Origin of the sequence: Sulfidibacter corallicola (assembly GCF_017498545.1) — a bacterium.
GTDB lineage: Bacteria > Acidobacteriota > Holophagae > Acanthopleuribacterales > Acanthopleuribacteraceae > Sulfidibacter > Sulfidibacter corallicola.
Genome location: NZ_CP071793.1, coordinates 4,919,605 through 4,941,923 on the forward strand (window position 1 = coordinate 4,919,605; position 22,319 = coordinate 4,941,923).

General features: G+C 53.1%; 16 protein-coding genes. 9 read left to right on the forward strand and 7 right to left on the reverse strand.

All coding sequences use genetic code 11. From position 1 onward, the window contains the following. Positions 1 to 57: 57 nt before the first annotated feature. Positions 58 to 507, reverse strand: a complete 450-nt coding sequence (locus J3U87_RS14625; RefSeq protein WP_237383794.1) for a universal stress protein — start codon at positions 505 to 507, stop codon at positions 58 to 60. A gap of 948 nt (positions 508 to 1,455) precedes the next feature. Between J3U87_RS14625 and J3U87_RS14630 the strand changes: the two genes are divergently transcribed. Together J3U87_RS14630 and J3U87_RS14635 are read left to right on the forward strand one after the other, a co-directional pair. Further along, complete coding sequence (locus tag J3U87_RS14630) at positions 1,456 to 1,959, forward strand: Hsp20/alpha crystallin family protein (protein WP_237383795.1); 504 nt, start codon at positions 1,456 to 1,458, stop codon at positions 1,957 to 1,959. After that, positions 1,952 to 2,410 carry a response regulator gene (locus J3U87_RS14635; protein WP_237383796.1) on the forward strand — a complete coding sequence of 153 codons (459 nt, stop codon included), beginning with the start codon at positions 1,952 to 1,954 and terminating at the stop codon, positions 2,408 to 2,410. The genes J3U87_RS14630 and J3U87_RS14635 overlap by 8 nt, the downstream gene beginning before the upstream one ends. A gap of 61 nt (positions 2,411 to 2,471) precedes the next feature. Here J3U87_RS14635 and J3U87_RS14640 read toward each other — a convergent pair whose 3' ends face one another. Then, on the reverse strand, positions 2,472 to 3,845 hold the full coding sequence (locus tag J3U87_RS14640; protein WP_237383797.1) for a sigma-54-dependent transcriptional regulator: 1,374 nt from the start codon (positions 3,843 to 3,845) through the stop codon (positions 2,472 to 2,474). Between the two features lie 517 nt (positions 3,846 to 4,362). On the opposite strand from J3U87_RS14640, the gene J3U87_RS14645 reads away from it, so the two are divergent. Together J3U87_RS14645 and J3U87_RS14650 are read left to right on the forward strand one after the other, a co-directional pair. Beyond that, complete coding sequence (locus J3U87_RS14645; protein WP_237383798.1) at positions 4,363 to 5,769, forward strand: sigma-54 interaction domain-containing protein; 1,407 nt, start codon at positions 4,363 to 4,365, stop codon at positions 5,767 to 5,769. A gap of 310 nt (positions 5,770 to 6,079) precedes the next feature. Further along, entirely contained in the window at positions 6,080 to 8,011 is a 1,932-nt protein-coding gene (locus tag J3U87_RS14650; RefSeq protein ID WP_237383799.1) for a transglutaminase TgpA family protein, read from the forward strand. A gap of 772 nt (positions 8,012 to 8,783) precedes the next feature. On the opposite strand, the gene J3U87_RS14655 is transcribed toward J3U87_RS14650, so the two are convergent. From J3U87_RS14655 to rpmH, 5 genes are all read right to left on the reverse strand, one after another. After that, entirely contained in the window at positions 8,784 to 9,674 is an 891-nt protein-coding gene (locus tag J3U87_RS14655; RefSeq protein WP_237383800.1) for a UTP--glucose-1-phosphate uridylyltransferase, read from the reverse strand. A gap of 487 nt (positions 9,675 to 10,161) precedes the next feature. After that, the gene (locus J3U87_RS14660; protein WP_237383801.1) at positions 10,162 to 10,665 is read right to left on the reverse strand and encodes a Jag family protein; all 504 of its coding nucleotides are present in this window, start codon (positions 10,663 to 10,665) and stop codon (positions 10,162 to 10,164) included. Continuing rightward, positions 10,662 to 12,311 carry a membrane protein insertase YidC gene (yidC, locus tag J3U87_RS14665; RefSeq protein ID WP_237383802.1) on the reverse strand — a complete coding sequence of 550 codons (1,650 nt, stop codon included), beginning with the start codon at positions 12,309 to 12,311 and terminating at the stop codon, positions 10,662 to 10,664. Before yidC ends, J3U87_RS14660 begins: the two co-directional genes overlap by 4 nt. An 18-nt stretch (positions 12,312 to 12,329) precedes the next feature. Next, positions 12,330 to 12,719, reverse strand: a complete 390-nt coding sequence (gene rnpA / locus J3U87_RS35270; RefSeq protein WP_420038268.1) for a ribonuclease P protein component — start codon at positions 12,717 to 12,719, stop codon at positions 12,330 to 12,332. Then, entirely contained in the window at positions 12,679 to 12,813 is a 135-nt protein-coding gene (gene rpmH, locus J3U87_RS14670; protein WP_237383803.1) for a 50S ribosomal protein L34, read from the reverse strand. The genes rnpA and rpmH overlap by 41 nt, the downstream gene beginning before the upstream one ends. Before the next feature lie 640 nt (positions 12,814 to 13,453). Between rpmH and dnaA the strand changes: the two genes are divergently transcribed. The 5 genes from dnaA to gyrA all read left to right on the forward strand — a co-directional run bounded on the left by dnaA (position 13,454) and on the right by gyrA (position 22,314). Next, the gene (gene dnaA, locus J3U87_RS14675; protein WP_272932511.1) at positions 13,454 to 14,779 is read left to right on the forward strand and encodes a chromosomal replication initiator protein DnaA; all 1,326 of its coding nucleotides are present in this window, start codon (positions 13,454 to 13,456) and stop codon (positions 14,777 to 14,779) included. Positions 14,780 to 15,147: 368 nt separating this feature from the next. Continuing rightward, positions 15,148 to 16,266: a DNA polymerase III subunit beta gene (gene dnaN, locus J3U87_RS14680; protein ID WP_237383805.1), complete on the forward strand. Its 1,119-nt coding sequence runs from the start codon at positions 15,148 to 15,150 to the stop codon at positions 16,264 to 16,266. 42 nt (positions 16,267 to 16,308) lie between these two features. Next, positions 16,309 to 17,373, forward strand: coding sequence for a DNA replication/repair protein RecF (recF, locus tag J3U87_RS14685; RefSeq protein ID WP_237383806.1), 1,065 nt, complete (start codon positions 16,309 to 16,311; stop codon positions 17,371 to 17,373). Positions 17,374 to 17,381: 8 nt separating this feature from the next. Continuing rightward, positions 17,382 to 19,772 carry a DNA topoisomerase (ATP-hydrolyzing) subunit B gene (gene gyrB, locus J3U87_RS14690; protein WP_237384500.1) on the forward strand — a complete coding sequence of 797 codons (2,391 nt, stop codon included), beginning with the start codon at positions 17,382 to 17,384 and terminating at the stop codon, positions 19,770 to 19,772. A 13-nt stretch (positions 19,773 to 19,785) separates the two neighbouring features. Next, the gene (gene gyrA, locus J3U87_RS14695; protein ID WP_237383807.1) at positions 19,786 to 22,314 is read left to right on the forward strand and encodes a DNA gyrase subunit A; all 2,529 of its coding nucleotides are present in this window, start codon (positions 19,786 to 19,788) and stop codon (positions 22,312 to 22,314) included. Positions 22,315 to 22,319: the final 5 nt, after the last annotated feature.

Sequence of the window (22,319 nt, forward strand, 5' to 3'; positions counted from 1 at the left end):
CACGGTTTTCAGCGTGCGAATCACGCCCCATTCCTTAAGTTTTTCAATCAAGAACGTTCATTTGGGTCGAACCGTCAAAACCGCACAGGTCGCTTCGCGCCTCACGAATCGAGCCACACTGCCCACGAAGAAATGATCGAGTCCCGTTCGCCTGCAAGTCCCCATGATGATGAGGTCGCTTCCCAGTTCCTGGGCCAAGGCGACGATCCGCCGACCGGGTTTGCCTTCGATGTAGTGGGTTCGGATTTCCGTGTGGAAGTGCGTGCCCATTCCTCGCAATGACGATTTGCTTCGCTCCTGCAACTTCGACAAATTCTTTTCGAGCCAATCGGCCAGGTTGGATGTCAGGCTATAGGGTTTCGGAGGTTTGAATGCGGTGGGATCGAAGACATGGACGATATCCACCGTGGCACCGAACACCCGATTGAACGTTTCGGCCATCTCGAGGGCTTGTTCCGAAGCCGGAGAGAAGTCTGTGGCGAATAGAATCTTGCGATAAGCGACCATGACGACCGACCCCCTTTGCGTTCAAGGCAACGGGTTTGTGGTTCGTGGGCTTCCCTGGGGACGAGCCGGGGATTCTGACAGTGGCGTTCTCCTTAATTTCTTATGCCGGCGGGACGGCAGTTGAGCAAGAGCAATACCAAGATGAAGGAAAAGCGCGGATCCGAATTCGAACGAGATCTACATAACTATATTTTTTTCATATGGTTAGCCATCATTACCGCGAGCCTAACAATCGGTCGAGACCCACTTTGGAGCTCATCGAGACGCTTCAAGGAAGTCTGACGATCGGAGAATTGGGGCCTGTCAGACTCCATATTGCGGATTTATCCCTGGTATTGGGTGGAATTCCTCATTTCAAATGGGGGCGATCACCCGATCGGCTCTGGCAAGGGCTTGGCGCGACATCGGGCGGATTGGGGAATATCTCTCAAAAAGAGCGAAATGCCACGATCGCTTCGCGGCGACCTCATCGCCACGACGAAACTCGGTCGACGGTGAAGTACCGAAACGTGATGAAGCCGGCGGGGAATTTGGCGTAAAGATTTAGAAAAAATACCGACACGATCACAAAACCCCGAGTTTCGGTCCTTTTTTCAGCCACCGCAATTACCTCGACGAAGCTTGGCAAACCTCTTGCTGCCCGCCCTTTAATGTAAACAAAAAGGCTTCTCAGCACTCCCTGGCGTTTATTAGATAGGGCCCATCCGGAACTGGGGAAGTCTCCAACTGCCGAGATTCTCCGGCTGGGTGGGTGCGCTGTCGAGCCTCAGTGATCGGGCTTCGGTACGTCACACACGGAACGCTTCATCGCGAAAACCTGAAAACTGAGACTCGAAACCTGTCGGTATCGGGCGGTTCCTCGGACCCAGGAACCGTTCGAACGGCCGTCGTTTCTGCACAGGTACCCCCTCGATGCCGACGCGAAGAAATTGTAAAAGGATTGTTCCCATGAAATTCAAAGATCGCTCATTTCATCGCAAACAAAGAAGCCACTCCGATCACCAGGATCCCCATCCCATGGCCAACCTACACCGAGAGTTGAACCGTGTCGTCGAGCAGTTCGGATCGATCATTCCGGGGTTGGAACGGTCTTTTCATTGGGCCTCCATGGACGGGGATTTCCGACCACACCTGGACATCCGCGAAGAGGACGACCACTATCGGCTCTCGCTGGAATTGCCCGGTATGGAATCCAAGGATGTATCCATCTCCATAGAAAACAACGAGTTACATATTCACGGTGAAAAAGAGGAAAACTCCGAGAAAAAAGAAGGCACCACCTGGCACCGGCGGGAGCGTCGTTTCGGTCGATTCGAACGCATTCTCGAACTGCCGGCCGACGCCAATCAGGACGAAGTGGGCGCCAATTTCCAAGCCGGCGTCCTAACCATCACCATTCAAAAACAACAGGATCCCGAGCCAAGCGTCAAAAAGATCGATATCGATGGATAACCGATATCACGAAACCAAAGATCCCCCGATCTTCACCTCGTCCCTGAGAGAGCTGGAAATGCCCGATAAAGATCCATCCCTCAAAACCATACTTGTCGTCGACGACGAAGAGTCCGTCCGCAAACTGGTGGTTGCCAGCCTGAGGAAAAACCACTACCGGGTGTTTCAGGCCGAAGACGGCAAAGAGGCCCTCGAACTGGCGGTCACCGAACATCCCGACTTGATCGTGATGGACGTCTACCTGGTGGAAGAAAGCATGAACGGCCTGGTGACCGCCACCGCGATCAAGGAAAAATTAGGGGACCATCCCTGCAAATTCCTGTTCATCTCAGGTCGTCAAAACGTGTTGGATCACCATCCCGAGCTGGCAGAACTCCGTTACTATTTCATAACCAAACCATTCAGTCCTCTAGAGTTGCGAAAGACCATCGAATCGCTGCTGGATTCCTGAATGGCCGTGCACAGTCCATGTCGTCGGTTCGGGTCTCCAACTCGTGCAGGCAGGCACCACTTCAATCGAACAGGTCGTAGAGCTTCATGCGGTATCTCAGTTGATCTCGTGAGAGATGCAGAAGTTTTGCGGCTTTCGTTTGGTTGCCCTTGGTTTTCTCCAAGGCCTGGCGAACCAGATCCTCCTCGACCGAGGTGATGCTGATGCCCTGATCGGGGAGCAAGATTCGGCTCTCGTCGACCTGGGCCTGGGGAACGGCTTTCTTTCGAAGCGGGAAATCGGTGGCGGTCAACACCTCGTTCTTGGAAAGAATCATGGCGCGTTCGATGATGTTCCTCAATTCGCGCACATTGCCCGGCCAGGGGTAATTCGAAACCAAATCGAGGCCCGCTTGATCGATGCCCTTGATGTTCTTTTTAAATTTACGGTTGAAGAAGTCCACGAAGAAGCGGGCCAACAGCGGAATGTCTTCCGGGCGTTCGCGCAGAGCCGGCATGTGAATCTCGATCACGTTCAGGCGGTAATAAAGGTCTTCGCGAAACCGCTTTTCGGCAATCATCTTTTCCATATCCTGATTGGTGGCCGCCACGATGCGCAAGTCGACGGAAATGTCACGAGTGCCGCCCACGCGACGAAAGCGCCTGCTTTCCAGGAAGCCCAACAGCTTGGCCTGGGTTTCCAGGGGCATTTCGCCGATTTCATCCAAAAAGAGCGTGCCCTGGTGCGCCATTTCACACAGACCGCGCTTCATGGTGCGGGCATCGGTGAAGGCGCCCTTTTCGTGACCGAACAATTCCGACTCGAGCAGGGTGGCGGGCAATGCGGTACAGGTCACCTCCATGAACGGGCGAGAGGCACGCAAGCTGTTGTAGTGAATGGCCTGGGCGATGAGATTTTTACCGGTGCCGCTCTCGCCGAGAATCAACACGGTTTCGGCGACACTCTCGGCCACCGTTTTGGCGGTCTCCATGACGGCCCGCATCTTGGTACTGCCGCCCACCACGCGATGAAACCCGAACTCCAATTCGAAATTGGCGCGCATCATCTTGACCTGACGACGCAATTCGGTCATTTCCAGGGCTTTCTGAATGGTCAACATCACCTCGTCCAGGTTGAACGGCTTGGTGATGTAGTCGAAAGCGCCGAGCTTCATGGCTTCGACCACCAATTGAATGGCGTGATTCCCGGTCATCATGACCACGGGCAGATCCGGGTCCTTTTCCTTGGCCTCGCGCAGCAGGTCGATGCCATTGGCATCGGGCAGGTTGATGTCCATCAGGACCAAATCGGGACTGCCGGATTCGAGGCGCGCACGGGTGTCGGCCCCGTTGGCGGCTTCCTCGGTAAAAAAACCTTCCTTGACCAACTTGCGACAAAGGGTTTTGCGAATCAGCGGTTCGTCTTCGACGATCAAAATGTTAATGGGCGAATCCATATGGCAAAAACCTGGTTTCCAAGAGTTGTCACGGCCTCTCATTATAGGCATCCCGTGTCAACGGATAAACCCAAAGCGCGCGATGTCCGGTGAAGTACCTCGACAAAACCGGCCGAATCACCTTCAAAAACCCAACGATTCAAAGGAACTCCCTTGCAAATTTTTTCCGCTTCCCACATCTCAAATCTGAAAAAAGGCTCTTTCCATAACCCACTAAATATCTAATTTTAAATGAGTTATAACGAAAACCTATCGAATGTTCCACATGGAACCATGCATATTTCACAGCTCGAAATCCACCAACATCCCGGTCCGGATGTTCGGCTCGAACTGGAATTGAGACCGGGAAAATCTATTTGCCGATTTGCCGTGCTAGGATGGATTCATCCGCAATGGACGGACTGCAAATCCCTTTACCAACCCATTCAGCTCGCGAAATCGCGTGTCGCAGCATCTCTCGTTCCCGGAAGGCCGCCGGCCTTTCCGATGTAATACGAACTCACCTGGTTGGCCCTTCATGACGAGAAAAGTCACATCACGTTCGGTTGTCGAAACCCAGTCTCCCGATTACCTGGAGACCTTCGCGAGGCTCGATCCGGAATCGGCCTACTTTGCCGTCAACGGCAATCAGATCATCACTTTCTGGAGCGACGGTGCCGAAACCCTGCTCGGGTACGGTGCCGAAGAAGTGCTGGGCAAACATTGCTCCCAGGCGATTCGCTGTGTTACCTGCTCCAAAGGATGCGGTCTCAAAGAGTACACCAACGTCAGCAAACTGAATCTCTCCCACTACCGAAAGGACGGCAGCGAGATTCTGGTTCAAAAGAGCGCTTCCGCGTTTTTCGGCAACGAGCAGGGATTTCAAGGTGGCATCGAGGTTTTGAAACCTCTGGAACGACCGGAACCGCCTTTGGAGCGATCGCGCAGTTTGGTGGATTTCCATGGCATTCTCACTGCCGATGCCCAGTTCCTGAACATGCTCACCGGCCTGCGCCACGTAGCCCACACCGGAGTCAACGTACTCATCCGCGGAGAAAGCGGTACCGGCAAGGAATTGGTCGCCAAGGCGCTTCACGCCATGAGTCCCAGGGCCAGGCGTGCCTTCGTGCCGATCAACTGCGGCACCCTGAGTCGCGAATTCTTGCAAAGCGAGCTGTTCGGCCACCGACGCGGCGCCTTCACCGGGGCGATCAGCGATAAAAAAGGCCTGCTGGCCGAAGCCGATCACGGCACCTTGTTTCTCGACGAGGTGGCCGAACTCCCATTCGAAGTCCAAGCCATGCTGCTGCGCGTGGTTCAAGACCAGCGCTACCGCAGCCTGGGTGACAGTCGCGACCGTTCCACCGATGTGCGGTTCATCAGTGCCACCCACGTCTCTCTCAGGCAAGCGGTCAAGGAGAAACGGTTTCGCGAAGACCTCATGTTCCGACTGCGGGTGGTTCCGCTGTTCCTACCTCCCTTGCGCGACCGAAAAATCGATATTCCACTGCTCTGGCAACATTTCCTTCTCAAATCCTGTCAACGCCACGGATTGCCGCAACCCAGTTCTCCGCCGGATCTCATTCGGTTGTTGACCACCTATCCCTGGCCCGGCAACGTGCGCGAATTGATCAACGTCGCCGAAATGATCGCGATCACCTGTCCCGGCAAAGTGGTCACACCCCAGCATTTGCCTCCCGAGTTCCGCGAGAGTCCCGCCGCCCCGGCCGCGACCGACCAGGCCTTCCTCCCCGAACCGAGTTCGGTCGCTCGCCCCGAGCCCTGTCCCCCGCCCATCGAATCCTGGATGCCGCGCAGCCCCGATCGACCGGCCATCGAGGCGGCACTCCGCGCATGTGAGGGCAACACCAGTCAGGCCGCCAAAATGTTGGGCATCAGCAGAGCCACCTTGTGGCGCAAACGCAAGAAGTGGGGACTGGTCTAACGCTCATCGAGAGAATCATGGGTGCTTCCCAACCGGTTCGGTAGGGAAACAAGGTTTTTGGAATCGGGTTGGCAGAGCAGGCGATTTTCGCAATCGTTCCCGTGGACCTTTCCCCCTCCGGATGGGAAGAAATCCCACGCCGATCCCGTAGTGTATCCATAGGCAACCTTGCCGAAACACATGCCCCGGTTACGAGCGACACGGAACCGGTTGTCGCACTTGATGTACAATGACATCAATCCATCGCCCGGTTTTTTAGCGCAACACGATCCCAAAAAAGCGCTTTGACACGATTAAGGAGCCGATCATCATGCCCATTGAAAAAATGCGCCTGTTGTCACTACTCATTCTGGCCGCATCGATCATTTCTTTGATTAGTGGTGATTTCGGTGTCCCCCAATTCGTGACATATCTCGCCATGATCTTACCCATATGGTTCGACATCGATCTGGACAAGATTCGCAAGATGTTTTTCTGGAAAATATATATATGGGTTACCTTCATACTCTTGTTTATTGCAATCGGGCTAAAGATCAATTTGAAACTGGGTATCTTCTTCCTCATATTGTTTTGCCTCATATACGAGTTCTATGGTGAGCAGAGGCCCAAGGCACCGTTACGACTGATCAGTCTTTTGTCGTTTTTGATCGTCATATACCAGGCAAGGCTATATATCGGTTCGAAACTGTTGCTGACCATCTTTCTATATACACTTTCCATCGCCCTCTGCCTCATGGGCTTCTATCTACTGAGATTGAACTACAAGAACAAGCGCGACCAATTCAAATGGACACCGATCTCCGCCCTGCTGCATATCGTGCCGATATTGGCCGTCAGCCTGCCCATTTACTGGCTGGTTCCGCGGATCCCCCGCCAAAGCCTCCGCATGCAAATCAGTGAGGTCGGCGAAAGTATCTCCGGATTCTCGGACCGCGTCACCCTTACCGATATCGGCGTTCTGAAACGATCGCGCAAACACGTCATGGACCTCACCATCGAATCCGGCAGACTGCGCTCACAACACCTGAAGGGCAGGTCTTTTCGGCACTACGATCGAGGTGCCTGGGAGCCCGGCGGATTCAGCACCTTCAAAAGAGGCGACCGCGTGGAATTCGCCTCCGCTTCCTCCTACAAGGAGACGTATTCCTATCGCATCGATTTGGATCCGTTTTTGGGAAATACACTCTTCTTTTTCGAAGACCTGATCCGTTTTCGAAACATCGACAAATATTTGAAAGTGACGATGTCGAAAGACCACATCAGTTTGATGAATACCTATCCCACCTCCATTACCTATTATGGTATTTCGGGTTATCAATCGAACAAAAAAGAGAAGTTGACCAATCGGAATCCATATTTACAAATCCCCGACAACCACCAATATATTTTTGATTACGCATCGGAAGTCGTGCCCAATCCTGAAAGCATGACACATAAAGAAATCGCCGATACTTTGGTATACCATTTCCTGGCTAATTTCGAATACACACTGGATATCAACAATTACAACGTCGAGGATCCACTTCACGAGTTCCTGATCATACGTCAGGAAGGACACTGTGAATTGTTCGCCAGCTCGATGGTTCTATTATTGCGTTCCATGGGCATTCCAACGCGATTGGTTACCGGCTTTCTCTTACCCGAGATCCACCCTTCCGGCGATTTCTACAACGTTTCCGAGTCCGACGCGCATGCCTGGGTGGAAGTCTTCATCGACGGTCAGTGGCGCACCTACGACCCCACCCCGCCCGCCACTTTTGTCGAACCCAATTACGTTCAAAACCAAATCGTTTCGTTCAATTACTTCTTGAAAACGATGATCCTGTCCTGGGACTACGATTCACAGAGGGATGCCGTGGAGGCCATTTCGAAGAAAATCGACCTGCTCAAATCCCTCTTGGCCGAGAACCCTTGGTATCTTCTGGTATTTTTGGTTCCCATCGGCGTGACGGTCGGGATTTACTTGAACCGGGAGCGCTTGAAAACACCACACGACCGTCTGCAGATTCACTTCCAGAAACTGGAGCGATCCTTGGCCGATCAGTACCGTCCGCGTGAACCTTCCGAAACGTTTCAGGACTACATCCAACGCCTGAGTCTGCCGGCCAAGCTGGAAATCGATCTGAACAGGTTCAGCGATCGATACTACCATTTGCGGTACGGCCGTGAATTCCAGATGACAAGCGTCAAAAAACTCATTCAGGATGCGCGAATGTTGCGCGGAAGGATCGTGTCGGGTTGAGTCTGGCGCCAGGCTCGGTAGTTTTCGACGGTGACCGCGGATTATGACCATGGAGTCGCCGCCCAGGCCGAGGGCTGGATTGCCGGTGGCCGGTAGGTGACGGGCCCCGCAGGGCGCTGGGCCAACATTTATTGACGAACTCCCTGAACATCCGCCTGTTTAGGTTTATAACTTTATCTTCGAACTTTACACAGCTTGTTACACAAGAGCCGCGAACCGGCGGGCATACCCAGCTCGATTTCGAGAAAGAAACACTATATCTGGATTCTGGCGAAGGGCCATGGGTCATTCATCCGAAAAAATCAGCAGGAACCCACGAACATCGGAAAGCAGGAAGGGATCGGCATTGGGTGACACATCACGGTCTTGCTTTTCCTGGTTTCAATCCTTCCAGCCTTCCCAATCAAGATTTGGCGACGGCAAGGCCCAGCTCTGGTTGAATGCACCACTTCGTTTCAAGAGAGTTCGCATAGGACGCGGAGAATCGACGAAACCTACGCCTGCTGGGCCTTCCCTGGTTTTCTCCTGATTGACTATGAGGCGTGTAGGGATTCTCCCTGCCTGATCACGCGGTGACGTTTTACATGAATGGTTTTTTAATTCGTGTCAATCGGTGTGATTCGTGGACGAACTTTTTTAGCCAAAGCGAGCCGGAAAGGAAAGAGCACGGGTTTGGCTGCACGGCACGTCACTACTTCTCCTGGCTTTTGAAATTCCTGTTTTCATGATTTCATTTTGACGCCGGTGAGATCAATTCCGTTCGACATTTGGTTCAGCGTTCCTGGGATACCCCAGGCTCGGAAAGCTTCCGAAACAGGTTACGCGCAAAATCGGCGAGCTCCGGGCGCATCAGGGCATAGCGACAAATGCTTTCAAGGTAGCCCTCCACCTGGCCGGTGTCCAAGCGCAACCCGGCAAAGGACCAGGAAACCAGGTTCCCGGCGGCGGCCAATCGGTTGATCGCATCCACGTGATAGAACTCCGCGTCGGGAGATTGGGCCAAATGGCGTCGCCAGCCTTCCTCCAGATGGGGAAAGATATCGGGTGTGAGCAGAAATCGTCCAAAACTGACCCATTTCGAAGGTTCGCGGCCAGGCTTGGGCTTCTCCACCAACTGGCGTACGGGTGAAGGGTTGCTGGCGGCGTCGACCACGTCCAGAACGCCGTAGCGCGAGACGTCCACATCGCCCATGTCCTTGGCGGCGAGCACACTCGATCCGGTCTGACGATAGACTTCGACGAGTTGACGGGCGAGCGAGGTCTTGTCGAAGACCAGGTCATCGGGATAGGCGACGACGAAGGGACAATCACCCACGAAGGGTTGTGCGCAGAGCAAAGCGTGACCGGTACCGCGCATCTGCTGCTGGCGCGTGAAGAAGAATTTGGCGGGAGGCGGTTTGATTTGGGCCAAACGGTCCGACTTTCCTTCGGCTCGAAAGACCGATTCCAATTCCATTTCGCGATCGAAAAAATCTTCCAAAACCTTCTTCCTGCGAGAAGAAATGATCAAGATCTCGTCGATGCCGGCCTCGATGAATTCGTCGACGATGAAGGAGATCGAAGGCCGATCGAGAAGCGGCAGCATTTCCTTGGGAACGGTCTTGGTAATGGGAAGAAATCGGGATCCATAACCCGCGGCAACGATGACACCTTTGATACGCAAGAGGCCTCCGATAAAAGCTCAGAATGACGCAAGGAACATCATAAAGGATAGCGAGCGAAACACAGAGCCCCAAAGCGGAGAGAGGCGCGGGAAGGGGGCATTTCGCGATCGACGAAGGGGAGAACCGGAGCTTGGGCTCCGTATTGGCGAGATCCACTTCGGAGCCCCGTGCAACGGGCCGGTTGCATGGCCCACGGCGAAGGTTCCATGTGGAACAATTGGCGAAGTTTATATAGCACAACGGTTTAGAAGAAACTAGCGCAACAGGGTGCGCTCGCTCGGGGGAATCGGCCCTGCCCCGATCGGCACAAATATTCCGCCGTAAACGCCCCAGGAATTGAAAAATCCAAACGGGATCCCCGTAATCTCCCGGGGATGGTCGCCAAATCGCGGCGGAACCTTTTTTCAGGCATAAAAAAAGGACGGCATCGAGCCGTCCTTTCATCAACGAATTTTGTGGCGAATCCGCCCGACCTGCCTTTCCGAATCAGACCTCGTCGGCGGCGACCTCCGAGGTGTTCACCTGGCGGATGGCGATTCGCTTCAGGTGTCCTTCGCCCATGGATTCCGTTTCCAGATGATCGTGCTCCTGCAGTGCCATGTGAACGATACGACGCTCATACGGATTCAGGGGCGCCATCAGCACCTCCTTGCCCGTATCCATCGCGCGCTGCGCCGCGGACATCGCCATGTCGCAGAGCTCGCGTTCCTTGTCCCGAACCAGGTTCCCCGCATCGACCTTGACGTCGTTTTCACTCTCGGGAAAGGCTTTCCGATGAAGGGTGTGTAGCAGGTACGTCATGTCCCGCAACAACTCGCCGCGGTTGTGCTGGAAATACTCCTGATCGTCGCCCACGATGTTGAAATACACCGCGTTTTCGCTGATTTCCGTTTCCAGTTCCACCGTCAGCTCGAGCTGTTCCAACAAGCCGCGCAAGGTACTTTCCAGCAGCTCCACTTCAGCACTGGCCATTTGAATCGATTCCGTCATTTGTTTTCATACCTCCATCTCAAACCGTAGGACTGTATCAATGTGAAAATATTGCCTGTGATCATGTAGAGCACTAATCCGGCAGGCATGCCGATGAAGAAGAATGCAAAGAGTACCGGCATGAACTTCATCATCTTCTGCTGAGTCGGGTCACCGCTGGGCATCGGCATGCTCAAGGAAGTCAAGAACATGCTCGCAGCCATCAAGATCGGCAGTAGGAAGGTGGGATCTTTGACCGAGAGGTCTTCGATCCAAAACAGCCATTCGGCTTGGCGCAACGATATCGAGGTGCGCAGCAAAGAGAAATAGGCAAAGAATATCGGCATTTGCGGCAGCATCGTCAAGCAGGACGAGAAGGGATTGACGCCCTCCTCCTTGTAGATCTTGAACATCTCCTGATTGAGCTTCTGCTTGGTTTCCAGATCGGTATCGCTGTATTTCTGGCGCAATTTCTCCAATTTCGGTTGCAACTGGCGCATTTTGATGGACGACTTCATGCTGGGGATCGCCAAGGGGAACAATGCCAACTTGATGATCAGGGTCAGCACCACGATTGCCCAGCCCCAGTTACCGGTGATGTCGTAACAACCCTTCAACAGGATGAACAATCCCTTGGACAGCAGACCCGCCCAGCCGTAGGACACCAGGTTGCCGAGCTTCTCGTCGACCGTCTCCAGTTGCTGTTCCTCGGTGGGACCGAAATAGAAGCGGCCGGTCAGGGCACTGTCGCCGCGCAAGGCCACGGCCGGCAGGTTCACCGTTTCCTGGCTGTTGACGATCGGTGTCGCCACCCCACTCAAATAGAGGTTGTCCGTCGCCTGGTCCAACAGGAACACGCTGGCGAAGTAGGTGTCCTGAACACCGGCCCACACGACCGTTTCCACCTCGTCCAGGACCGGTTGAAAGTCGTGGACCTTGAGTTTGGCGATGTCGTCTTCCTGGTGGGACCCGTCCTCGGACCACGCGATCCGCATGATCTTGGGATTGATCGCGCCCATATCGAAGAACGAGGGCGTCAACTTATCGCCGGGAAGTACTGGTTGTAAACCCTCTGAAACCACCATCTTGAAGGTGTCGTCCGAGGGTCCTTTCATCTGGATGTCGCAAAAGACCTCGTAGGTCTGGCCCAAGCGAAAGGTCTTGCGAAGTTCGTAACCTTCGGCCTTTGCCGTGAAGACCACTTCATTGGGATCCGGCTGGCTGATCTTGAACATCCAATCCGCGGTGCTCCTGCGATCCTTCAGCAGGACCTCGCCGGGGAAATGCTTCCAACCGTTGACCAACCGAACCAATTCGATCTTCTTCGAGCTGTTGTGATAATTCTTGAGGACGGCGCCTCGAACGAGCCCGCCGCGATTGTCCAATCGCAGTCGCAAGTGTTCGTTTTCCAGGGTGACCACTTGCTGCTCGATCGCTTCTTCGGGAGGATTCTCGACCGAAGTCTCGGCATCCGCGACCTCGAGGGTCCCCGTTTCCGGCTCCAGGTCCAGGTTCGGGGTCTCCTGGGTTGTCACCTGTTCTTGTTTCACTTCGGGACTGGCCGGCTCCGGTTTGTTCATCTCATAACCCAGATACCGGCCTGCGGCCATCCACAAGAAATAAATGGCCATACAAGTGGTTATCGCCAGAACAAAACGTTTCTCCATGATTTCCTCAAAATGGCGCTATGAAGGGGCCCCTGACCGTTGGAGTTTTCGAAGTAGGATGTCAAAACTCTTCTGATAATCCTGGAAACTCCGTTCCAGAATGCCTCTCCGGGGGGAAATCACGATGTCAAAGCCCTGTGGAAACAAAGCCTTCCGTTCCCGGAAAGCCTCGCGAACCCTGCGTTTGATTAAGTTCCGCTTTGTCGCTTTACCCACTTTCCTGGAAACGGTCAGTCCGATTCTCGATTCCGGCAAGTCGTTAGGGAGCACCCTAAAAATAAGGGTGTAGGTCACAACCTTTCGACCCCGTTGAAATACTTTTTGAAATTCAGAAGATTTGCGAAGATGATTGCGCTTTAAGAATCGCTTATCCCGCAATTCTCTTTCTTCCGGATGAGCGGCGAGCATTGACGATGCGGCGGCCGCCGACAGTTTTCATGCGAGAGCGAAAACCGTGCTTTTTAGCGCGTTTACGACGATTGGGTTGAAAAGTACGCTTCATGGTGGAGAACTCCTCTACGATGTTGCAAATGTTTGGGATAGTCCTGAACAGCGGAGGAAGATCCATCCGAGGTTCTGTCTGTTGCGGGCTGGAGACGGCCAAGAGAGGCAACCCAAACCACAAGCCCGTAGAAAATACCTAAAAAGCGATCAAAAGTCAATCCAAGGAGTTCGGATAAAATTATTGCCAAAGCAGGACTGGAGAGGTTATCGTTCAGGGCTTGGGCGAGAACCAGACGCGAAATTCGGTCAGAATTCTCCATTCGAGTCATTTTTGCGAAGCATTATCTGTTTTCTTTGATATCAGCACTCACAAGAAAACGTTTAGCAAAAATTTCATCAGAGATTCTCCATTCGTTCATTTTTTGATTTAACTCACCGTGGTGATGAACGACTGTGGATCCGAATTCGCCTCGCGTCTCAAATCGACAAAAAACTCACGAGGCGTTTTCGTAAACGCCTGAATTCAGGAAATTTAGTATTAAATACAACATTCCCTGAAGGATACATCGGAACCCATATCAGGTGGGGATTAGTCCTTGTTTGGCTTCTTCCTACTATGTTAGTATGAGCTTCCGTTTTGGGTTTAAACATCTCCCCATTCGTTTTTTCTTTCCATTTTTCCAGGAGGAGCAAGGTTGTTGTCTCTTTGGAACAAGGTTTTGTCATGCCTTGAAGAGCGTCTCCCAGCGGAACAGATCGACGAGTGGCTCCGACCGACGAAAATTCTGATTGAGTCGGAAAAAGAAATCAAGATCAAAGTTCCTAACGATATCTTCATTGACTGGATTCAGGAAAACTACTTGGAGGACATATCCTCAGCTCTTCGCGAACTGGGGCATCCAAAATGTAAAGTCAGTTTTTTGAATCAGGCCCAGGCTGATCAGTTACACCCGGTCGCATCCGGATCCGAGGATATCGACGCTGAAGAGGGCAGTGAAAAAAAAGAAGCGGTTCGGCTCAACCCGAAATACAAATTCGAGTATTTCGTGGTCGGGAGCAGTAACCAGTTTGCGCACGCCGCATCCCTGGCCGTGGCCGAAGCACCTTCCGCTTCTTACAACCCTCTTTATTTATATGGTCCTTCGGGATTGGGGAAAACGCACTTACTCCACGCCATCGGGCACCGACTCCTCGAGAGCCGGCCCGATCTCAATATTTGTTATACGACCTGTGAGGAATTTACCAATCAGTTCATCAACTCGATTCGCTACAACAAAAGTGAAGCGTTTCGAGGACGTTACCGTTCCGTTGACGTCTTGTTGATCGACGATATCCAATTCCTCAGCGGCAAGATGCAGACTCAGGAAGAGTTCTTCCACACGTTCAACGCCCTTTTCGAGCAGCAGAAACAAATCATTCTCAGCAGCGATTGTGCGCCGAGCGAGATTCCCAAGCTGGAATCGCGCCTCACCAGTCGCTTCAACTGGGGCTTGATCGCCGACATCCAGGCACCTGCGCTCGAAACACGGATCGCGATCCTGAAAAAGAAGGCGGAAGCGGAAAAGGTCTACCTACAGGATGACGTGGTGCTCTACATCGCGACCAAAGTGAAAACGAACGTTCGCGAATTGGAAGGCGCCCTCATCAAATTGATGGCCTACGCTTCACTTTCCAATCGGAAAATCGATCTGGAGCTGGCGGAAACCTGTCTCCGCAATTACGTGCGTGATGAACCTTCGCAAATCTCCTGTGAGAAAATCCAACGATTCATCGCAGACCACTACAAGATCCAAACCAAAGATCTTTTGTCGAAGAACAATTCCAAGAGAATCGCGCAGCCCCGGCAAATCGCCATGTACCTGACGCGACAGCTCACCAACATGTCCCTTCCGGAAATCGGCATGGCCTTCGGCAACAAGCACCACTCCACCGTACTCTACTCCGTTCAGAAGATCACCAAGAAGATCAAAGAGAGCCAAGAGTACCAGCAAATGATTACCGGCTTCACCAAGTCCCTGACGTGAAGCACCGCCTCGCGGGTTCGGCCCCGGGGACCCGTTCGCACGGGGCCGACCGTGGCATTCTGTGATTTTTTCCACAGGCCATCTGTTGAAAAATTGAAGGAGCACCTATAATCTTGGCAGTTTTCCACAGCGATCCACAGTCTTTTTCAACACGACTGTGAGTATCCTGTTAAAAACAGGTGAGGAAATGGACACTTCCGAACCCCTTGTGGAAATCCCCCCTGGTTTTCCACAATTTTCAAAAAGTTTTCCACACGCCTCAAAGCCAACGGTGATCACGGTTCCACGACTTTTCCACAGTTTCCACAGCCCTTACTGTGAATACCTGATTAAAATAAATTAAAAATCTAGAATAAAGGTTTTAGAAAATGGAGTTTCACATCGTCCGCAACGACCTGCTCAGTGAGCTACAACTGATGATGGGTGTGATCGAGAAGAAAAACACAATGCCGATCTTGGCCAACATTTTTATTCGGGCCGAGAACAACCACTTGATTCTTCAAGCGACGGACTTGGAAGTAGGCATCATCTCTCAATGTCCCGCCCAGGTGATCGAACCGGGAGAGATCACCGTTCATGCCAAGAACCTTCAGGACATGTTGAATACCTTCTCCGATTCTCAGGTCTCGTTCTCCATGAACGAGGGAACCATGTTGAACCTGGATTGCGGCGCGGCGCAATTCTCCATTGAAACCATGTCAACTCAGGACTTTCCGTCCATTCCCGAATGCGAGTTCGCCACGCCCATCAAGTTTCGGGTGGGCTTTTTCACCGACTGCATCAACAAGGTGCTGTTCTCGGTATCCACCGATCCCCACAAGTACGCGCTCAATGGTTCGTTGCTGCGGGTCGCGGCCGGCGACCTGGCCCTGGTCAGTACGGATGGTCACCGCATGAGCGTCGTCAACAAGGGGCTGGGTCCCGATTTCAACGACATGGACATCATCATTCCGCGAAAGACCCTGGTGGAGCTCTTGAAGTCGCTGAAGGCCACCAGTTCCGACGAGGAATTCGAAATCGATTTCGTGGAAAACCGAATCTTCTTCAAGATCGGGCCCAGGGTTTTGTTTTCCCGGCTGATCGACGGGAAGTTTCCCGATTACAACAAAGCGATTCCGTTGAACAACGATAAATCGTTTGTCTTGGAACGATCCAAGCTGTTGGAAATCGTGCGACGCAAGTCGGTTCTCAGTAGCGACAAATCCAAGCTCGTCCGCTTGAGTTTTGGCCCAGGTGAAATGGTGGTCGTTCTGAAAAATGCTGAACGCGGTGAATCCATCGACAAGTTGTCGGTCGACTACGATGGCGAAATGGTCGATGTAGGCTTTAACGTCGATTACCTCTTGGAATTCCTTAAAAACATGAATGTCGAAAAAATCGAAATCAACATCAGAGATAACGCCAGCCAGGGTTTGTTCAAGTTGGTCGACGAAGGCGAAGAACTGGATTACAAGCACATCATCATGCCCATGCGTTTGACCGGCTGATCCGAATGAAGACGGGTATGTGTTTCCTTGTGGATTAAATCCTTGGAAGTAGAGAACTTCCGTAATCTAGAAGATGGCGTGATCACCTTCGAACCCAAGCTGAACTGGTTGGTCGGACCCAATGGCCAGGGGAAGACCAACTGTTTGGAAGGGGTTTACTTCGTGTTGACCACGAAGAGCTTTCGCACGAATCGTAATTCGGACTTGACGGGCTCGGCCAAACAGGGTTCGGGATTGAAGGGCGAGCTAATCAAAGAAGGTGCACGCTATGTCTTTTCGGTGAATATCGTACCTGGAAAGACCCAGCGGTGGCTTGGCGAGAAAGCATGTAAACCGCTTGATTTTTTTGAAATTGGTTCGGTTATTTCGTTTACTGCTCGAAATAAAGCGCTGGTTGAGGGTCAACCAGACGATCGCCGCCGGTTCCTTGATCGAATGATTGCCAGCTTGGAACCGAAACATATCATGACGCTGGCCAAATACCGTCGTATTCGTGGTCAGTTGAAGAAGATCATGATGAGTAGTAAAGACTTGCGTGTGTACCGCGGATTCAAGAGTACGGCGTGCCGATCCGCGATGGAAATCGTTCACAAACGCATCGCATTTCTCGAATCGATACGGTCGCGATGCCTGGAGATTCACCGCGACGTTTTCGATGGTGAGGCGGACCTTTATTTCGATTATCGGGTCCGAAATTGCGCTGAATTGAGTCACTACGAGAATCGCATGATGGAGTTGAGCGCGCAGGAGCTGTTGTACGGTCGCAGTATGATCGGGCCTCATCTCGACGACATTGACATTCGCTTTATAGGTAATAAAGCCAGGCACTTTGCCTCATCTGGCCAGGTGCGATCGATCGTGTTGAGCATGAAGCTGGCGGTTCGAGAAACCTACCACGAAAAATACGGAAGTTATCCTATTATGATCCTCGATGATATTGACGCGGAGTTGGATTCCGAGCGCCTTTCTCGTTTGCTTAACTATCTGGATACAAGGGGCCAAACATTAATAAGTACCTCAAAATATGGTACAATCCAGGGTCGCCTGCAAGATCATGTCTGCATGGTTCATGCTGGGTGTATCAGCCCCGAAAGGAAAATTGAATGACGGGTCCAATGCAGGAATATGGTGCCGACCAGATTAAGGTTTTACAGGATCGCGAGGCGGTCCGCACTCGCCCGGGAATGTACATCGGGAACACGGATGACGGATCCGGTCTTCACCAGTTGGTATACGAGGTCGTCGACAACGCGATCGACGAAGCGCTCGCAGGTTACTGCGACCTCGTGAACGTGACCATCCATGTGGATGGTTCCATTACGGTTGAAGACAACGGTCGCGGAATTCCGGTGGATATGCACCGCGAAGAGGGACGTTCCGCGGCCGAGGTCATCATGACCGTGCTGCACGCCGGCGGTAAGTTCGATTCCAATTCCTACAAGGTCTCCGGTGGTTTGCACGGTGTGGGTGTTTCGTGTGTCACCTTCCTCTCCAAAGAGTTGGAACTGGAGATTCGCCGCGGTGGATTCCTGCACGTTCAGAAGTACGATCTCGGTCGACCTACCGGACCGATCCAGAAGCTCGGCCCCACCAAGGAAACCGGAACCAAAATTCGTTTCCTCCCCGATCCCGAGATCTTCGCCATCACCGAATTCAGTTTCGATTTACTCAGTGAACGTTTGCGCGAGTTGAGTTTTCTCAACGAAGGCGTACATATCAAGATTACGGACGAGCGATCCGGACAAACCCACGATTTCTCCTTTAGCGGTGGGATTCCGGCTTACGTTTCCTACCTTTCCAAGAACAAGAAGATGTTGTTCGATCAACCCGTCGCCTTCACCGCCAGCAAAGATTCGGTGACGGTCGATGTGGCGCTGGTTTGGACGGGTAGTTACCAAGAGAATATCTACTGTTTTACCAATAATATTCGAAATCGGGACGGCGGTACCCACCTGGCCGGTTTGCGCGGTGCCCTGACGCGCAGCATCAACAGTTACATTGCCGAGCATCCGCTGCCGAAGAACGTCAAGGTCACCATTTCGGGCGACGATGTACGCGAAGGTATGGTCGCGATCATTTCGGTCAAGGTACCCGATCCCAAGTTCTCCTCGCAGACCAAGGACAAACTGGTTTCCAACGAAGTCAAGGGGATCGTGGAATCCGTCGCTCTGGCTCAGTTATCCAAGTTCTATGGAGAGAATCCCAAAGAGACGAAGCAGATCATCGACAAGATCGTCGAAGCGGCCACGGCCCGCGAAGCGGCGCGAAAAGCGAAGGAATTGACGCGCCGCAAGGGCTATTTGGACATGGGTGGCCTGCCGGGCAAGTTGGCCGATTGCCAGGAAAAGGATCCCGCACAGTCGGAACTCTACCTGGTGGAGGGTGACTCCGCGGGCGGTTCCGCAAAAAGTGGTCGAGATCGCAAGAACCAGGCGATCCTTCCCCTGCGCGGCAAGATCTTGAACGTGGAAAAAGCCCGCTTCGAACGACTGATCGCCAGTGACGAAATCAAACACATGATCAAGGCGTTGGGTACCGGCATTCACGACGAATTCAACATCGAAAAATTGCGCTATCACAAGATTGTCATCATGACGGACGCCGATGTGGATGGCGCTCACATTCGCACTTTGCTTCTCACGTTTTTCTATCGAATCATGCCGTCCATCGTAGAGCGCGGCTATCTATACATCGCACAGCCGCCACTCTACAAATTGAAGAAAGGCAAAAAGGAACGCTACATCCAAAACGAGGATGAGCTTCAGCGCTTTTTGGCGGATCAGATCGCCGACGGCGTCAAAGTCAAGATCCTGAAGACCGACGAGATCATCGAAGGTCAGGAACTGGCGCCCAGGCTGGCCTTGCTCCGGCGCGAGCGCGAATTGTTCAACCTTATGGAACGAAAGGGTTTGACGACGGATATGCTGAACGTGATTCTGCATCATCCGGATATCGATCAAATGGCCTACTGGCAGAGCCAGGACAACCTGAAATCCCTTTCGGAGAAGCTGGTCGCTTTGGGTTCCACCTTTCAACAAATCGTGGAAGACGAACAGTACGAAGCATACGGTCTCCGTATGTCGTTCCAGCATCGCGGTCATTCCCATGTCATCAATATCGATTACAATCTCATTCATTCACCCGAATTCAAGCTTATCAAACAATACTATGACGAGCTGGAAGCCTTTAATGACACGGGTTTCGAAGTTTACTATCACAATAATGACCCGATTCCAATCGACAACAAAGCTTCGATGCTTACATTACTTAGTGACTTGAGTAAAAAGGGAATTCAGATGACCCGCTTCAAGGGTCTGGGTGAGATGAACCCGGAACAACTTTGGGAAACGACGTTGAATCCCGAGAATCGAACCTTGCTCAAAGTCCAAATCGAGGACGCCGTGGAAGCCGACAGTCTTTTCTCCGTGTTGATGGGAGACGAGGTAGAACCGCGTCGGCGCTTTATCGAGGACAATGCCTTGAACGTGAAGAACCTCGACGTCTAATCAGGGAGCGAATATGAATTCCGAGCTGCCGGTAAACATTACCCGGGAGATGAAGCAGTCCTATCTGGACTATTCCATGAGCGTGATCGTCGGTCGCGCATTACCCGACGTTCGCGACGGATTTAAACCGGTACACCGCCGCATTCTCTACGCGATGTTTCGGGAAGGCCTGCTTTCCAACCGCAAGTACTCGAAGTGTGCCGGTGTCGTCGGTGAGGTTCTGAAGAAGTATCACCCCCACGGTGATGCCGCCGTCTACGATGCCCTGGTGCGATTGGCGCAGCCCTGGAACATGCGTTACATGTTGGTGGACGGTCAAGGTAACTTCGGTTCGATCGACGGCGACCGGGCGGCGGCCTACCGCTACACCGAAGCCCGCATGATGTCGATTGCCGAAGAGATGCTGAACGACATCGACAAGGAAACGGTCGATTGGCAGGCCAACTTCGACGAGACCGTCCAGGAGCCCCTGGTACTTCCGACGCGTTATCCGAACCTGTTGGTCAACGGCAGTTCGGGCATCGCGGTCGGGATGGCGACCAACATTCCGCCGCACCATATCGGCGAGGTGATCGATGCGTTGTTGGCCTTGCTGGACAATCCCGGTGTCACGATCGACGACCTGATGCAGATCATCAAGGGACCGGACTTTCCCACGGGCGGCATGATTTGCGGTCGCGACGGCATCTTCGATGCCTACACCACCGGCAAGGGAAAAATCATTCTGCGGGCAAAGACCCATTTCGAGGTTCAGGACGACGGACGCACCTGGATCATCGTCGACGAGATTCCCTACATGGTCAACAAGGCGAAGGTCTGCGAGAAGATCGCCGAATTGGTCAAGGACCAGAAAATCGACGGGATCAGCGAGTTGCGCGATGAATCGGACCGCCATGGCATGCGGATCGTGGTGGAGTTGAAGCGCGGCGAAGTGCCCGAAGTGGTTTTGAACAAACTGTTCCAAATGACGGCACTGCAATCGACCTTTGGCGTCATCATGCTGGCCCTGGTGGACAACCAGCCCAAGATTCTCAACCTGAAGGAAATCCTCAACCAGTTCATTGCGTTCCGCAAAGACGTGGTAACCCGGCGCACCCGCTACTTGCTGCGCAAAGCGGAAGAGCGGGCCCACATTTTGGAAGGCTTCGTCAAAGCCCTGGATATTCTCGACGATTTGATCGCCTTGATTCGGGCGTCGCAATCGCCGGCCGAAGCCAAGCAGAAAATGATCGAACGTTGGGACTTCAGTGTGCGCCAGGCTCAGGCCATTTTGGAGATGCGTCTGCAAAAATTGACGGGCATGGAACGTCAGGCCATTTTGGACGAGCACCGCGAGATTCAGGAAGTGATCGCCAAGTTGCGGCTGATTCTCGACGATCCGCGCGAGTTGACGCGTGTGATCCGCGAAGAGACGATGGAGGTTCGCGAGAAGTACATCGACGAGCGCCGTACCGAGATTCGCGACATGTCGATCAACTTCAGCATCGAGGACCTAATCGCGGACGAGCAGGTCGTCATCACCTATTCGCACCGCGGCTACATCAAACAAACGCCGCTGACCATCTACAAGGAGCAGAAGCGCGGCGGTAAGGGCCGCCTGGGTATGCGCACCCACGACGACGACTTCGTGGAATACATGTTCGTGGCCCAGACGCACGATTACCTGATGGTCTTTACCAATTTCGGCAAGGTGTACTGGATCAAGGTGCACCAGATCCCTCAGACCGATGCGGCCAACAAGGGCAAGGCGATCGTGAACCTGATCGATTTCGAGGAGGGCGAACGGGCGGTGGCGTTCAATGCCGTTCGCGAGTTCGAGGAAGAAGATATCTTCCTGATGTTCGCCACCCGCAACGGCATCGTGAAGAAGACCGCGCTCTCGGCCTACAAGAACATCCGCTCCAACGGCATCCGTGCGATCAACATTCAGGAAGGTGACGAGCTGATCACGGTTCGCCGCACCGGCTCCGACGGGGAAATCTTCCTCGCCACCAAAATGGGTAAAGCGATTCGGTTCTTCCACCGGGACGTTCGGCCCACCGGGCGGACGGCGACCGGCGTCACGGGGATCCGTCTCGGTGATGGGGACGAGGTCGTGGAGATGGCGGTCATCATAGAGAACACGGGCTCGATTCTCACCATCAGCGAAACGGGCTTCGGCAAGCGAACCCTGGTCAGCGAATACCGATTACAGAACCGCGGCGGCAGCGGTTCGCTCAATATGCGCATGACCGAAAAGACCGGTCTCATTTCCGGAGTACGCTACATTAAAGATCACAATAGCGTGCTGATCATCAGCCAACTTGGTAAACTGATCCGTATGGACCTCTCCCAGATTCGGGATATCGGACGCGTCACCCAAGGTGTTCGTCTGATCAACCTGGACGATCCCAACGACCGTGTGGTCGGGATCGGCCTCGTACCGACCGAAGAAGCTCGAGACGAGGAATCTGAACTGGAGGGTGAACAGGAATCCACGATCCAATCCGAGGATCAGACAAGCCAAGGTGAATCCGATCCTCCGGCTGAAACTGAGGAGTGAGACGA